A 15203-nucleotide genomic window follows, 5' to 3' on the forward strand; every position below is an offset into this window, starting at 1 on the left:
CCCTCACCCGAGCACCGACGTGATGGCGGTGCGGTTCTGGTCCTCCTGCTGCTGGTACGTCGTCGCCGTGCCGCCGAGCTGCTCCCCGATCGCGCCCAGCGCCTCGTTCAGCCGACGCGCCTCGGTGTCCCACTTGGCCATGAGCTGGGCGAACGCGGTCGCCGCGGTGCCCGACCACTGGCCCTGCAGCGGTCCCAGCTGGCTGCGCAACCGGCCGAGCTCGCCGTTGACGGCGTCGCTCACCGCCCGCACCCGGTCCGCCGCGCGGACCATCTCCTCGGTCGTCGTGCCGAACCCGTCGGCCATGAGCCCACCTCGTCCCCGTCTCGGTGCCCGGACGGCCGCGTGCGCGGCGTCCGGGCCCGGGGACGCGGTGCCCCCGGCCCGCGCACAGTGACAGGGCGGCCCGGTCCACCACGGCCGATCGGCCGGGATCGTTCGCGACCGGGAACGCGCCGGGTACGACCCACCCGGTGCCGCGCACCGCACCCGGTGCAGCGACGCCACGACCTCGGCGCAGGCCGGGGCGACCGGGGCGGCGACGGCCCGGCGGCACCCGGAGACGAGCTGGTCGGCACCGTCGAACACCACGTGCCAGTCGACGACGGTCCCGTCACCCGGTTCCTCGCTCCAGCGCAGGACCGCGCGCCCGCCGACGGTCGCGGGCACCGGACCCGCCCCGCCGACCAGCGCGGCGAGCTCGCGGCGGGCCCGGTCGGGCTCGCGCCCGGCGTCGTAACCGAGGGGGCTGCGTTCCAGCACGAGCAGGTCCGCCCCGTCCGGGCCGCCGACGGGGGTCAGCAGCACCCGTCGACGCTGCGGGTCGCCACCGGTGTGCTCCCAGCCCGCCGGGAGCGTGGCGGCGTAGCCGTACTGGACGACCGTGCTCCCGTCCGGTGCGGCCGGGCGGGAGACACCGCCGAACAGCAGCCCGGTGGCGAGCAGCACCGCACCCAGCACGGCGACGACCGGGAGCACCGTCCGGGCGCGGTCCGGGCGGTCGGCGGGTGGCCCGGCGGGGTCGGGTGCGCCGGGCCACGGCGGGACCGGCCCGGGTGGTCCGGCGACCGGTCCGGCCCCGGGCCCGGGGGCCGCCGGGGCGAGCGGCGCGGCCCCCGGCACGGCGGCCCCCGGCACGGCGGTCCCCAGCACGGCGGCCCCGACGACCGCGGCCGTCTCCGGCCCCCGGGACCCGCCACCGGCCGGCCGCGTCCCGGCGACGCGCACCGGGCACGGGAGCCGGTACCCGGCCGGAGCACCGGGCCCCGCGGGCCCCCGGGTGCCCGCGGTCCCGCACCGCTGCGGGAGCGGGCCCGGTGTCCGGGCGACGACGACCAGCTCCGTCCCGGTCGCCCGGACGAGCGCGGCGAGGTCCGCGCCCGGCTCCCCGACCCGTTCGGGCACGCCGTCGCGCACGAGCGTCACGTCGTCGTCGTCGACGACCAGCACCGGTCCGTCGGGCAGCTCCGGTTCCGCCGCGAGCACCGCGACCGCGGACGGGACCACCAGCACCCGCGGGCGCCCCGGGAAGGGACCGCCCGCCGTCGTCCCGACCCGGACGACGACGCCGGGCGGGTCGTCGACGAAGAAGTCCGCGACGGCCGTCGCCGGGGGTGTGCCGGGTGGGGCGGCGGCGAGCAGGCGCAGCCCGTCCCCGTCGGCGGCGGCGAGCAGCACCGCGTGGCGGCGGTCGTGGACGGCGACCGCGAGGGTGCTCACCCCGGCTCGGTCCAGGCCAGCTGCACCCGTCGCGCCCCGGCCCGCCGGTCGACGAGCACCCCGCGCCCCGGCGGCATCGGCCCGGGACGGACCTTCTCCAGCAACGCACCCTCGTCGGGGCTTCCGGAGCCGACCAGCCCGGGGGCGCCGAGCTCGCGCAGCCGTCCGAGGACCGGGTCGAACAGGGCCCGTCCCGCGCCGCCGGTCCGCCGCGCGAGGACGACGTGCAGCCCGACGTCGCGGGCCTGCGGCAGGTACTCGGCGAGCGCGAGCAGCGGGTGCGGGCCGGTCGACCCGGCGGCGGGGACGACGAGGTCGTAGTCGTCGACCAGCAGCCACACGTCCGGGCCGGTCCACCACGACCGTTCCCGCAGCTGGGCCGGGGTGACGTCCGGGCCGGGCAGCCGCCGTCCCAGGGAGCCCGCGACCTCGGCGCAGACCTCGGCGGTGGCCTGCGCGGTCGAGGCGTGCGCGAGCAGGTGGTCCTGCGGGATCCCGCCGAGCAGCGTCCGCCGGTGGTCGACGACGACGATCCGCGCCTGGTCGGGCGTCCACCGCGCGGCGATACCGTGGGCGAGGGTCCGGAGCAGGGTGGTCTTGCCACCGCCGGAGTCGGCGAAGCACAGCAGGTGCGGCTCGTCCGGGTCCAGCTCGACGGCGCCGAGCCGGTCCTCGTCGATGCTGAGCGCGGGCCCCCGGCCCGGACCGGGCGGGAGCTCGGCGACCTCGATCCGGTCGGGCAGCAGCCGCACCGGGCCGACCGGGGGGCCGTCCCACGCGTCGGCGATCTCCCGGGCCGGGTCGGCGCCGGGGGTCAGGCAGGGTGCGGCCAGGACCGTGGCCTCGCCGTCGGCGGACAGGCCGTGCCCAGGCAGCGGGGGCACCGCGGCGGCCCGGCGCCGGTCCACCTCGGAGTCCGACGGGTCGCCCAGACGCAGCTCGACCCGGCTGCCGAGCTGGTCCTTGAGCGCCGGACGGATCTCGGCCCAGCGGGCCGCGGAGAGCGCGAGGTGCACGCCGTAGGCCAGCCCGCGGGCGGCGAGCGCGGTCAGCTTCTCGTCCAGGTCCTCGAAGCCGGCCCGCAGGGCCGCGTAGCCGTCCACGACCAGCAGCAGGTCCGTGGCGGCCACCTCGTCGAGGTCGCCGGCGGCACGGCGGGACCGGAACTCCTCGATCCCGGTGACGCCGTGCGCGGCGAACAGCCGTTCGCGCTCGTCGACGGCGGCGACGGTCTCGGCCACCACCCGTCGCACCAGGTCGCCGGACCGGCGGTCGGCGACGGTCCCGACGTGCGGCAGCGCGGCCAGCGGCGCGAGCGTGCCGCCGCCGAGGTCGAGCACGTGCACGCCCAGCTCGGTCGGTGTGTGGGTGAGCGCGAGCGCGGTGACGACGGTCCGCAGGGCGGTCGACTTGCCCGACCGCGGCCCGCCGACGACGGCGAGGTGCCCGGCCGCGCCGGACAGGTCCAGCACCAGCGGGTCACGTCGCTGGGCGTACGGCCGGTCGATGAGCCCGATCGGCGCGGCGAGCCGCCCGACCGGTCCCGGCGCGCACCACCCGCGTCCGGCACGCAGCAGCGGTTCTCCGAGCACCACCGGCAGCGGAGGGGGCTCCGCCAGCGGGGGCAGCCACACCCGGTGCGCACGCGGACCGGGCCCGGACACCGCGTCGGCGATCCGTTCGCCCACGGTGCCGGTGGGGGCGGGTCCGGGGTCCGGGGCCGGGAGCCGGGCGGACGCGGGCAGCGCGACCGGACCCGCGCGGAACGGCAGCGCGACCCGCGGTGCCCCGGGTGCGTGGCGGCTGGTGACGCGCGGGGTGTCCGGGCCGGAGACGTAGGCGGCGCGGAAGCGGACCAGCTCGTCGGTGCCCGCGGACAGGTACGCGGCGCCGGGCGCCGGCGGGAGCAGGTGGGCGTCGGGCACGCCCAGCACCGCGCGGGACTCCGCGGCGGAGAACGTCCGCAGCGCGATCCGGTAGGACAGGTGCGACTCCAGGCCGCGCAGCCGCCCCTCCTCCAGCCGCTGCGAGGCGAGCAGCAGGTGGATGCCGAGCGAGCGGCCGAGCCGTCCCACGGTCACCATCAGGTCGATCATCTCCGGCCGCTGGGCGAGCAGCTCGGAGAACTCGTCGACCACGACCAGCAGCGACGGCAGTGCCGCGAGCGGCGCCCCGCCCCGGCGGAGCGCGTCGTGCTCGGCCAGCGACGACAGGTTCCCCGCGGCGCGCAGCACCTCCTGGCGGCGGGTGATCTCGCCGGCCAGCGCGTCGGCCATCCGGTCGACCAGGGTCAGCTCCTCGGCCAGGTTGGTGATCACCGCGGAGGTGTGCGGGAGGCCGGCGAGCCCGAGGAACGTCGCGCCGCCCTTGAAGTCGACGAGCACGAGGTTGAGCTCCTCGGCGGTGTGCGTCGCGACCAGCCCGAGGACGAGCGTGCGCAGCAGCTCGCTCTTCCCGGACCCGGTCGCACCGATGCACAGGCCGTGCGGCCCGGCGCCGCCCTGCGCGGACTCCTTGAGGTCGAGCAGCACCGCCCGGCCCGCGGTGTCGGTGCCGAGCGGGACGCGCAGCCGCTCCCCCGCCGCGCGCCGCGACCGCAGCGCCGCGATCCCGGCCGGGTCCGTCCCGGACAGTCCGAGCAGCGACGGCAGCCCGGTCGACCGGGTGTCCACACCGGACACCACGACGTCGGGACCGCCGTCCGGGCGGTAGCGCGCGAGCCGCCGCGCCAGCGCCAGCGCCTCGGCGACGACGAGCCCGTCGGGGACGCCGACCTCCCGCCCACCGGGCCCGCCGCGACGCAGCGTGCGGACGCCGTCCGGCCCGGTCCCCGCGGCCAGGCGCAGCACCGACGCCGCGGGCCTGCGCCCGCCTGCGGGACCCAGCCGCCGCACGGTGACGCCGGGCAGACCGGCCCACGCACCGGGGGTGTCGGCCCGCCCCGTCGAGCACGACGAGCAGGTGCTGCTGGGCCGCGGACGGCTCGTCGACCCACCACCGCCGCACCCGGTCCGGGTCGTCGGTGATCATCCGGACGGGCCCGACGGCGTCGCGGAGCCGTGGGTGCGCCACGTGCGGCAGCCACTTCGCCCACTCCCAGCGCGCGGCAGCACCCCCCGGCGCGACGACGGCGAGACGCGCGTCGTCGGGCCCGTGCCAGGTCACGTACTGGGCGACCAGGGCCCTGGCGAGATCGAGCACCGGAGCGGCGTCGGGGTCGGGTTCGAGCCAGATCGTCGCCGAGGCGCGGGTGTCCACGGCAACCGGCAGGTCGTCCACGGTGGACCAGCGGCGCAGGAACCGGCGCAACGCCAGCGCGGACAGCGGCTCCAGTGTCTCCATCGGACCGGTGTGCGGGGCGGTGAGCCGGGTGGCGAGCAGCTGGGTGCCGCGCCCGGCGCGCAGCCGGCCGAAGTCGTCGTCGCCCGGGCGGCGCTCCCACAGCCGGTCCGCGGCGAGCACGTCCGGCCAGGCGGCCGGGTCGGGGTGGACGGTCTCCAGGGCGTGCCGCTGCTCGTCCGCGACCGCACGGGCGCGGTGGCCCAGCACGTCGAGGTAGCGCAGGTAGTCGCGGCGGTCCTCGTCCATCGTCGCGGTGCGCGCACCGGCACCGCGGCCGCCCCCGGCCAGCATGCCCAACGCGGACAGCGCGAACATCCCGCCGAACAGCCAGGTGCTCGTGTCCCCCCGGCCGAGCACGACGAACAGCAGCGCCCCGCCGACCATCGCCAGCGGCAGCAGCCGCGCCACGAGGCCGCCGGGGACCGGACGCTCCGGTTCCGGTGGTGGTTCGAGCACGAGCTCGCCGCCGGGCAGCTCGGGCACCGAGCGCCGCGGACGCCGCATCCCGACCGTTCCCGCCATCGCCGCGCCTCCCGTTCACGCTTCTCCCGAACGCCCACGGCGGCACCGGGGCCGTCGGATACTCGCAGCCGCCCCGGGCCCGCCGGGGCCGTTCGGAGAGATCTGTCAGGGAGCCGCTCGTGACCTCCGTCCTGCCCGCACCGTCCGCGACCGGCCCCGACGACGCGACGTCCGGTGCCGCCCCCGGACCGTTGCCCGGCCGCTGGACCCGGGTCGGGGTGCACACCCCGCGCGGGCGCCTCGACGTGGCCCTGCCCGCCGACGTCGCCGTCGCCGAGCTGGTCCCGATGGTGCGCGAGCTGCTGGGCCGCGCCGCCACCGACACCCCTCGGGCCTGGCGGTTCACCGGCCCGGCGGGCGGTCCGCTCCCGGCCGACGCCACCCTCGACGAGCTCGGCGTGCGCGAGGGCGAGCTGCTGCACCTGGGCCCACCGCGGCCGACACCCGCGCCACCGGTCCTCGACGACGCCGCCGAGACCGTCGCCGGTGTGGTGCGCGGGGCGGCCGACGCCTCCCCGCGGTGCGCTGGTCCGGCGCGGCGGCCGCGGTGACGGCGACCGCCGCCGCGGGCGCGATCCTGTCCACCGTGGACGGACCGTGGCGGCCGTGGGCGGGTGCGCTGGCCGCCGCCGGTGCCGCCGGTGCGCTGCTGGTCGCCCACCGGGCCCGCCACGACGACCGGCTCACGACCGGCGCCGCACTCTGCGCGGTCCCCGCCGCGGCGACGGCCGGACTCACCGCGCTGCCGGCACCCCCCGGGGCGGGGGCGCTGCTGCTCGCCGCGGCCGGTGCCGGGCTGGCCGCGGCGGCGGGCCAGGCCGTCGCGCGCGCGGCGTCCCCGGTCCTGCTGGCCGTCGCGCTGGCCGCGTCCGGGGCGGCGGCCGCGGCGCTGGCCCGGCTCCTGCTGGAGGCCCCGGTGACGGCGGTCGCCGCCGGTCTCGCCGCCCCCGCGCTGGCCGCCGGGACCCTGCTGCCCCGGCTGGCGCTGCGCCTGGCCGGCGTCCCGGCCCCGGCCGTCCCGACCGACGCCGGGTCCGTCGCGGGCGCCGAGCGGGTGCTGCCCGGCGCGGAGCTCACCGCCCGGGCCGGTCTGGCCCGGGGCCTGTACGCCGGGACGCTGGCCGGCACCGCCGTCACGGCCGCCGGGGCCGCCGCCGTCGCCGCGACCGGGGGCTGGACCGGCGGGCTGCTGCTGGTGGTGACGGCGGCGGTGCTGCTCCTGCGGGCCCGCGCCCTCGTCGAGCCCGCGGCGGCCCGGATCCTGGCCGGCGCCGCGGTCGTCGCCGTCGCCGTCGCCGCCGTCCCGGCCGCGCTCGCCCTCGACCCCGCGCCGCGCCTGGCCGTCGCGGCCGGGCTGCTGCTCGCGGTCGGCGCGGGTGCCGCGGCGGCCCGCGCGACGCCGTCACCGCCCGCCCGCCGGGCGCTCGACGTGTGCGAGCTGGTCCTCACCGCCGCCGCGGTGCCCGCCGCGCTGGCCGCGATGGGCCTGTTCGCCCTGGTCCGCACCCTGTGACCGGCCCGGCCCGGCGGGCGGTGCCGTTGCTGGCGGCGTCCCTGCTCGCGCTCCCCCTCCCCACCGCGCCCCCGTCCCCCGCACCCACCGCCGTGACCCCCGCCGCGGCCTGCGGCGTCCACACCCCCTGTGGGGTCGCCACACCCCCGCACCGGGTGTGGCAGCAGGCGAAGGGGTGTGGACGCGGCCGGTCGTCGCGGCGGCCGAGCCCGGGCCGCCGGGGCCCGCCGACGGGTTGCGGCAGACCGCGGCGTGCACCCCGCCCGGCGACGACGGTCCGGGCGCCGCCCGCGGCGCGGTCCCGCAGCCGCCGCCGGGGCTCGCCACCGGTGCGGGCCAGCTGGTCGCCGTCGTCGACACCGGGGTCGCGCCGATGCCCCGGCTGGCCGGGCGGCTGAGCGGCGGTGGGGACTACCTCACCGGCGACGACGGCCTCACCGACTGCGACGGCCACGGCTCCGACGTCGCGTTGCTCCTCGCCGGAGCCGCCGACCCCGTCACCGGGCTCGGGGCGGGCATCGCCCCGGGCGCCCGCATCCTGTCGCTGCGCCAGTCCTCGGGACGCTTCGCCGTGCGCGGTCCCGACGGCGCCGAGCGGCCCGCCGGGGAGATCCGGACGCTCGCCGCGGCCATCGACCGGGCCGTCGCGCTCGGCGCGAGCGTGGTCAACGTGTCCGAGGTGGTGTGCGTGCCGTCCGCGCTCGTCGACGCCGCGGGGGCCGCGCTGCGCGAGGCCGTGGACGGTGCCGAGCGGGCCGGGGTGCTCGTCGTCGCCGCGGCCGGGAACGTCGACGGGAGCGGGACCTGCACCGGCGACCCCGACCTGCGGCCGCTGCCCGCGTCCTACGACACGGTCGTCGCGGTCGGCGCGGTCGACGGCGACGACGTCCCCGGCGACTTCTCCGTCCCGGGGCCGTGGGTCGACCTCGCCGCGCCCGGGCAGGACCTGCCCCGGCCGTCCGGGCCGGCCGGTGCGGTGGTCCGCGGCACCTCGTACTCGGCACCGCTCGTCGCCGGGACCGCGGCGCTGCTGCGGGAACGGTTCCCGATGCTCACCCCGCGCCAGGTCGCCGACCGGCTGCGCGCCACCGCCCGACCCACCGCGGGCGACGGCCGGACCGGCCACGGCGTCCTCGACCCCGAGGCCGCGCTGACCGCCGAGCCGCTGCTCCTGGTCCCGGACGAGCCCGGCGGCCGCGCCGGCGTACCCGGGGCCGGGCGGGCACCGCTGCCCCTCGCCCCGGCCACACCTCCGGACCTCCCGGTGGTGGCCGGGGTCGGCGCGGTCGCCGCGGCCGGCGGGGCCCTCGTCGCGGCGCTGGCGGGACTCCGCCGCCGGGCCCGCCGGTCCTGAGCCACGACGAGGTCGATCCGGGCCGGCACCGGGTGTCGCCGGTGCCCTGCCGGACGGTCAGCGCGGCAGGTCAGCCACCTCCCGCGCGGCGGCCACGCCCAGCACCCCGGCCCGCGGCAGCAGTCGCACCATCTCCGCCGGTGCGGCCCCGGCCGCCGTGATCCCCAGTGCCCGCACGGTGTCGGCGAGCAGCCAGCGCGTCCCGCCGTCGCCGTCGCCGGTGTCCGCCGACCCGGTCCGCAGCGGTCCCGGCCCGGTCCCCGGCAGCACCACGGCGTCCAGGGCGGGCCCGGAGTCGTCGGCACCGGCGAGGCGCACCCGCACCGCGCCGGGCACGACCGGCTCCTCGGCCCCCGTGACGAGTTCGCGCCGCCCCTCGCGCCAGGTCGCGCACAGCGCCGGCGGCACCTCGGCGACCTCGGCCCGGGCGACGGGCCAGGCCTCGGCACCGGGCACCTGTGTCTGCGGTACGTCGTCGACCCGGCCCGGCGGCAGCGTCGCCGGCTCGGCCTGCCCGGTCCGGGAACGGACGGCGTCGGCGAGGGTGACCGGGATCCGGGCGAGCCCGCCGTCGGCCACCAGGAAGTAGGTCGCCCCGGCACCGAGCGACTGGCTGCGTACGACGTCCCCGTTCCGTCCCAGCCCCGCGACGGGTGTCGGCTCGGGCGTGGGGACCCGCAGCGGCGCGCCCTCCGGGACCGCGGAGAGCAGCCCGTCGCCGACCCGGCGGACGGGCGCGCCGAGCAGGCCGAGCCCGTCGAGGGCGTCGCGGTCGGCCGGGTCGAGCCGGTGCCGCGCACCGTCGTGGACGAGGTAGGTGGCGCCGCCCTCGGCGGTCAGCAGGACAGCCGGTCGGGGGCCGGCCGGGACGGGGCCCAGCGAGCCGGCCAGCACGGTCGTGGTCCCGGTGCCGGGCCCCTCGCCACGGGTGTCGCAGACCGCCCACGCGGGCGGGACGGGGACCCCGTCGAGCAGGACCCCGACGGTCCCGGGGACGGCGGCGGGCGCGGTGCGCGGGGCGGCGGCCAGCGCGTCGTCGGGCACCGGGACCGGGACGGCGGCCGCCCCGTCGTCGCGTCCGTGCGCGGCGAGGACCAGCCGGCCGGCGACCGGGTCGGGCACCGGCACCAGCAGCGCGGCCGAGGCGGGGTCGCGGACCACGGCGTAGAGCACGCCGCTGCGCTGCCCCTGCACCAGCGCCCGGGAGCGCCAGTCGGTGGCCGGGTCGACCCGGGCCAGCAACGCGGCCACGCCGAGCGCGAGCAGCCCGACGAGCACCCCGGCGAACACCGCGCGGCGCTGCGAGCGGATCTGCTCGTGCAGCGGTACCGGGTCGGCCCGCACCAGCGCCGCCTCCATCCGCCGCACACCGAACCGGTGGGCGTCGACCTGGTCGCGGGTGGCCGGGGCGCGCTGCACGCGCGCGGGGGCGGGATCGGTGCGCACCGCCCGGACGGTAGGAGCGCCGCGGCCGGGGCGGGGGCGGTCCGCGGACGCTGCGTAGAACTACCCCACCTGACCGATCGGCCCGGTTCGTTGCCATCGTCACGCTGTTGCCCATAACGTGCCGTTGCGTGATCACCCTCCGGAACATCGTCGTCCCGTTGGTGGCCGTCGCCGTCGTGGCCGGCTGCTCGGCGCCCACCGCCGCCCCGGGGGAGGCCGCCCCGGCCGGGGACGGCACCACCATGACCCTCGCCGACGGCTACGAGCCCGACGACCTCAACCCGCTGCTCGGGTACGGGACGGAGGGCGCGAGCAAGTTCTACGACGGTCTCTACGCCCGCGACGCGCAGCGCGCCCTGGTCCCGGCGCTCGCGTCCGGCCCCGCGGCCCCGTCGCCGGACCGGACGTCCTGGACGGTGCCGCTGCGCCCCGGCGTCACCTTCCACGACGGGTCGGCCTTCGGGCCCGAGGACGTCGTGGCCACCTACGCCGCGGTCCTCGACCCGGCCCGCGCCGCGACGATCCGCTCCGGCGTCCCGATGCTCGCCGGGGTCGAGGCCGTCGGCGCCGACGCCGTCCGGTTCCGGCTGTCCTACCCCTACGGCGCGTTCCCGGACCGGCTGACCTCGGGGATCCTGCCGTCGGAGGTCCTCGACGACGGTGGGCCCGTCTCCGACCTGCCGGTGAACACCCGGGCCGTGGGCACCGGCCCGTACCGGCTCGCCGAGTGGCGGCGCGGCGACACGATGGTCATGGAGGCCCACACCGGGTACTGGGGTGGTGCGCCCACCGTGGACCGGGTCACGATCGTGTTCGCTACCGACGACAACACCCGCGCCCAGCGCACCGCCGCCGGTGAGTTCGACGGGACCGTGCTCCCCCCGGCGCTGGCCCGCGCCGTCGCACAGCAGAGCGGGCTGGCGCTGCGCGAGCACGCCAGCGCCGACTACCGCACGGTCGCGCTGCCGTTCGCGAACCCGGTCACCGCGGACCCGGCGATCCGCGCGGCGCTGAACCGGTCGGTGAACCGCCAGGGCATGATCGACGCGTTCCTCGCGGGCCAGGGCGAACCGGCCCACCACCCGATCCCGGGCGTGCTGCCCGAGCAGGTCGAGCCCGCGGCGACGTTCGCCTTCGACCCCGCGGAGGCGGGCCGGATCCTGGACCGGGCGGGCTGGACCGCCGGACCCGACGGCGTCCGGACCCGCGCCGGGCAGGCCGCCCGGTTCACCCTGATGTACCCGGCCACCGACACCGTCCGCCGCGACCTCGCCCAGGCGTTCGCCTCCGACGTGCGCGCCGCCGGGATCGACGTCCGGCTGGAGGGGCTCGGCTGGGAGGCCATCGAGCCGCGGATGGGCGCCGACGCGCTGGTGCTCGGCGGCGGCGACCCGTTCGACCCCGGGTTCAAGGCCTGGCAGCTGCTGCACTCCTCGAACGCCGCCGACGGGTTCAACAACCCCGGCTCCTACCGCAACGCCGCGGTCGACGCGGCCCTGGACACCGCGCTGCGGGCACCCGACGAGGCCACCCGCACCGCGGCCGTCCGGGAGTTCCAGCGGGCCTACGTCGCCGATCCCGGCATGGTGTTCCTGGCCTTCCTCGGCCACAGCTACGTCACCCGCGACGCCTGGGACGGCTACACCCCCGTCGTCGAGCCGCACACCCACGGCACCACCTGGGGCCCGTGGTGGAACCTCCAGGACTGGACGCCCCGCTCGTGACGGCCGCACTCGCCGGCCGGCACCGCGGCCGTGCGGTGGCCCGGCTGGCCGGGCTGCGGCTGCTGCTCGGCGTCCCGACGGTGCTGCTGGTCGCGGTCGGGGTGTTCCTGCTGGCCGCGGCGTCGCCGTTCCGGCCGGTGTACCAGTACTTCGGGGTCGGGATCTTCTCCGCGAGCGACGCCGACATCGCCGCCACCGAACGCGCGCTCGGCCTCGACGGCACCGTGGGCGAGCAGCTGCTGCGCTGGCTGGGCGGGCTGCTCGGCGGGGACCTCGGGCAGAGCCTGTCGATGCGCCAGCCGGTCGCCCAGGTCGTCGCCGAGCGGCTGCCGTGGACGCTGCTGCTGGTCACCCTGGCCCTGCTGGTGTCGCTGGTGCTCGCCCTGGCCGCCGGGACCCTCGCGGCCTGGTGGCAGGGCGGCTGGTTCGACCGGGCCGTCACCGCGGTCGGACACACCCTGGAGGGGCTGCCGCCGTTCGTACTGGCCCTGGGGGCGATCGCGGTGTTCGCCGTCGCCTGGCCGGTGCTGCCGGTCGCCGGGCTCACCGACGCCGGGGCGGCGCCGACGCCCGAGCAGGTGGGCAGGCACCTCGTGCTGCCGGTGCTGGTGCTGGGCGTCTCGCAGACGCCGTGGCTGGTGCTGCACGTGCGGGCCTCGCTGCTGGCCTCGCTCGACGACGACCACGTCGCCGGCGCCCGTGCGCGCGGGCTGCCCGAGCGCGTCGTCGTGCTGCGGCACGCGCTGCCGACCGCGCTCCTGCCGTTCGTGACGGTGCTGGGCAACCGGCTGCCGGAGCTGGTCACCGGCGCGGTGCTGGTGGAGACGGTGTTCTCCTGGCCGGGGATCGCGGCAGCCGTCGTCACCGCGGCGCTGGCCGTGGACTTCCCGCTGCTCGCCGCGCTGACCCTGCTCTCGGCGGTGGCGGTGCTGGCCGGGTCGCTCGTCGCCGACCTCACCGTGCTGCTGCTCGACCCGCGGGTGGACGCCGATGTCTGAGGTCACCGTCGCGCCCCGCGGTGGGCACACACCCGGTCCCTGGCACCCGGCCGGGCGCCCGCGTCCCGGCTCGCCACGCGGGCGACGCCGGTCCGGCCGGGCCGGGCTGGTCGTCGGTGCCGGCGGGCTGGGCCTGCTCGTCGCGGCCGCGGTGGGCGTGCCGTGGCTCGGCGGGCTCGACCAGGGTGCGGTGGACTACACGGCGATCCGGCTGCCGCCCTCGCCCGCCCACCCGTTCGGCACCGACTCGGTGGGCCGCGACGTGCTGCTGCGCAGCTTCGCCGGTCTGTGGGTCTCACTGCAGGTCGCCGCGGCCTGCGCCGTGCTCTCCACCGTGATCGGCACCCTGTTCGGGGCCCTGTCGGGACTGCTCGGCGGCTGGTGGGACCGGATCGCGATGCGCCTGGTCGACGCCGTCAACGCCGTCCCGCACCTGCTGCTCGGGATCGTGATTGTCGCGCTCTACCGGGGGAGCGTGCTCGCGGTCGTCGCCTCGATCGGGCTCACCCACTGGACGACCGTCGCCCGCGTCGTGCGCGCGGAGATCCTCACCCTGCGCACCCGCCCGTTCGTCGACGCCGCGATCTCCGGCGGCGCGTCCCGGCGCCGGGTCCTGCGCAGGCACCTGCTGCCCGCGGTCGCCCCGCAGGCGGTGCTCTCGGCGGTGCTGATCCTGCCGCACGCGGTGTGGCACGAGACCGCACTGAGCTTCCTCGGCCTCGGCCTGCCCCCACACCTGGCGAGCCTGGGCACCATCCTCGGCGAGGGGAGACAGGCCGTGTTGCTCGGCTCCTGGTGGATCGTGGTGTTCCCGAGCGTGCTGCTCGCCGCGACGACGCTGTGCGTCGCCGGTGTCGCCGCGTGGTGGCGGGACCGCACCCTGCCCCGCCGCCGCTCGGAGCAGGCGCTGTGACCGGCCCCGGCCCGTCCGGCCCGGCCACGGTGCTCGCGGTCCGCGGCCTCGACGTCGCCTTCCGGGTCGGGCGCGGGCGCCGGGCCCGCACCGTCCGGGCGGTCACCGGCGCCGACCTGGACCTGCGCGCCGGGAGGCTGACCGCACTCGTCGGGGAGTCCGGCTGCGGGAAGTCCGTGCTCACCGAGGCCCTGACCGGGTTGCTGCCGGGCACCGCGTCGGTCCGCGGGTCGGCCGTGCTGACCCCACCGGCGGGCCCCCGGGAGCGTTCCACCGGACACGACCCGGTGGGGCTCATCACCGCACCCGAGTCCGTGCTGCGCGACCGCGTCCGCGGACGGCTGATCGGGCTGGTCCCCCAGTCCGCCGCCACCCATCTCACCCCCACCCGCACCGTCGGTGCCCAGCTGCGCGAGACCCTGGCCCGGCTCGGCGCGACGGCCACCGTGGCCGACCTGCTCGACCGCGCCGCGCTGCCCGGCCACGTCGCCGACCGGTACCCGCACGAGCTCTCCGGCGGGCAGGCCCAGCGGGCCGGGCTCGCCGCCGCACTCGCCGGCGACCCACCGGTGCTGCTCGCCGACGAGCCGACCGCCGGTCTGGACCGGCCGCTGGTCGACCACGTCACGGCGCTGCTGGCCGGGCTCGCCGCGGAGGGCCGCGCCGTCCTGCTGATCACCCACGACCTGCGGGCGGCCCGCGCCGTCGCCGACGACGTCGCCGTCATGTACGCCTCACGGCTGGTCGAGACCGGGCCCGCCGCGGAGGTCTTCACCGAGCCGTGGCACCCCTACACCGCGGGCCTGCTGGCCGCGCTCCCCGACGCCGGGTTCACCCCCGTCCCCGGGCACCCGCCGGAGCTGTCCGCCCTGCCCGACGGCTGCGCGTTCGCCCCGCGCTGCCCGGTCACCGCCGACTGCACCGGAGACCCCGCCCCGGTCCACCGGGACGGGCGCAGCGTGTCCTGCCACCCGCCGACCGCACCCGCGCTCCCCGCGACGGCCCGTTCCGGGGCGGGGTCGCGGTGAGCCTGCGCGCGGAGGGGGTGCGGGCCGGGTGGCGGGCCGGACACGCCGTCGTCGACGGGGTGGACCTGCGCGTGGAGCGGGGGACGGTGCTCGGACTGGCCGGCCCCTCGGGCTGCGGGAAGTCGACACTGACCCGGGTGCTGGCCCTGCTGCACGCCCCGTGGTCGGGCCGGGTGACCGTCGACGACGAGCCGGTCCGCCGGTTCCGCTTCGACGCGCCCGCGCCGCTGCGCCGCCGGATCGGGGTCGTGTTCCAGTCCCCGCGGGCCGCGACCGACCCGCGGCTGACCTGCGAGGAGATCGTGGCCGAGCCGCTGCGCGCCGCCCGGGTGCCCGGGGTCGCCGCACGCGTCGACGAGGTGTGCGCGCAGGTCGGGCTGACCGCCGAGCTGCGCGGACGCCGGCCGCACGAGGTGTCCGACGGCCAGCTCCAGCGCGCCTGCCTGGCCCGCGCGCTGGCGCCCCGGCCGGACTACCTGCTGTGCGACGAGATGACCGCGGTGCTCGACGCGTCGAGCACCGCGGCCCTGGTCTCGGTGGTGTCCGCCGAGGTCGGCGGCCGCGGGCTCGGCGTCCTCGCCGTGAGCCACGACGAGCCGCTGCTCGCGGCCTGGGCCGCGCGGGTGGAGCGGCCCTGGAGCTGA

General features: G+C 79.0%; 11 protein-coding genes. 8 read left to right on the forward strand and 3 right to left on the reverse strand.

Going from position 1 to position 15203, the window contains the following annotated elements; all coding sequences use genetic code 11:
- Nucleotides 1–3: 3 nt before the first annotated feature.
- Together KPF47_RS40510 and eccCb are read right to left on the reverse strand one after the other, a co-directional pair.
- Complete coding sequence (locus KPF47_RS40510) at nucleotides 4–1719, reverse strand: type VII secretion-associated protein (protein ID WP_224392187.1); 1716 nt, start codon at nucleotides 1717–1719, stop codon at nucleotides 4–6.
- Nucleotides 1716–4613 (reverse strand): type VII secretion protein EccCb, encoded by a 2898-nt coding sequence (gene eccCb / locus KPF47_RS30160; RefSeq protein ID WP_308015533.1) that lies wholly within the window; start codon nucleotides 4611–4613, stop codon nucleotides 1716–1718. Before eccCb ends, KPF47_RS40510 begins: the two co-directional genes overlap by 4 nt.
- A 1089-nt stretch (nucleotides 4614–5702) precedes the next feature.
- On the opposite strand from eccCb, the gene KPF47_RS30165 reads away from it, so the two are divergent.
- The 3 genes from KPF47_RS30165 (at nucleotide 5703) to KPF47_RS30175 (ending at nucleotide 8450) form a co-directional block, all read left to right on the forward strand.
- Nucleotides 5703–6134 (forward strand): EsaB/YukD family protein, encoded by a 432-nt coding sequence (locus tag KPF47_RS30165; protein WP_224392188.1) that lies wholly within the window; start codon nucleotides 5703–5705, stop codon nucleotides 6132–6134.
- Nucleotides 6104–7096, forward strand: coding sequence for a hypothetical protein (locus KPF47_RS30170; RefSeq protein WP_224392189.1), 993 nt, complete (start codon nucleotides 6104–6106; stop codon nucleotides 7094–7096). The genes KPF47_RS30165 and KPF47_RS30170 overlap by 31 nt, the downstream gene beginning before the upstream one ends.
- 157 nt (nucleotides 7097–7253) lie before the next feature.
- The gene (locus KPF47_RS30175) at nucleotides 7254–8450 is read left to right on the forward strand and encodes a S8 family serine peptidase (RefSeq protein WP_224392190.1); all 1197 of its coding nucleotides are present in this window, start codon (nucleotides 7254–7256) and stop codon (nucleotides 8448–8450) included.
- A gap of 57 nt (nucleotides 8451–8507) precedes the next feature.
- Here the strand turns inward: KPF47_RS30175 and eccB are convergent, their stop codons facing one another.
- Entirely contained in the window at nucleotides 8508–9896 is a 1389-nt protein-coding gene (gene eccB / locus KPF47_RS30180) for a type VII secretion protein EccB (RefSeq protein ID WP_224392191.1), read from the reverse strand.
- Nucleotides 9897–10024: 128 nt separating this feature from the next.
- On the opposite strand from eccB, the gene KPF47_RS30185 reads away from it, so the two are divergent.
- From KPF47_RS30185 to KPF47_RS30205, 5 genes are read left to right on the forward strand one after another with little or no spacing between them, the layout of a single operon-like run.
- A complete protein-coding gene (locus KPF47_RS30185; RefSeq protein ID WP_224392192.1) occupies nucleotides 10025–11620 on the forward strand; it encodes an ABC transporter substrate-binding protein in 1596 nt (531 codons plus the stop codon).
- Nucleotides 11584–12618, forward strand: coding sequence for an ABC transporter permease (locus KPF47_RS30190; RefSeq protein ID WP_224392193.1), 1035 nt, complete (start codon nucleotides 11584–11586; stop codon nucleotides 12616–12618). Before KPF47_RS30185 ends, KPF47_RS30190 begins: the two co-directional genes overlap by 37 nt.
- Nucleotides 12611–13531, forward strand: coding sequence for an ABC transporter permease (locus KPF47_RS30195; protein ID WP_224392194.1), 921 nt, complete (start codon nucleotides 12611–12613; stop codon nucleotides 13529–13531). Before KPF47_RS30190 ends, KPF47_RS30195 begins: the two co-directional genes overlap by 8 nt.
- The gene (locus tag KPF47_RS30200) at nucleotides 13528–14559 is read left to right on the forward strand and encodes an ABC transporter ATP-binding protein (protein WP_224392195.1); all 1032 of its coding nucleotides are present in this window, start codon (nucleotides 13528–13530) and stop codon (nucleotides 14557–14559) included. The genes KPF47_RS30195 and KPF47_RS30200 overlap by 4 nt, the downstream gene beginning before the upstream one ends.
- Nucleotides 14556–15203, forward strand: a complete 648-nt coding sequence (locus tag KPF47_RS30205) for an ABC transporter ATP-binding protein (protein ID WP_224392196.1) — start codon at nucleotides 14556–14558, stop codon at nucleotides 15201–15203. Before KPF47_RS30200 ends, KPF47_RS30205 begins: the two co-directional genes overlap by 4 nt.

The organism is Pseudonocardia sp. ICBG1293 (assembly GCF_020131355.1).
GTDB lineage: Bacteria > Actinomycetota > Actinomycetes > Mycobacteriales > Pseudonocardiaceae > Pseudonocardia.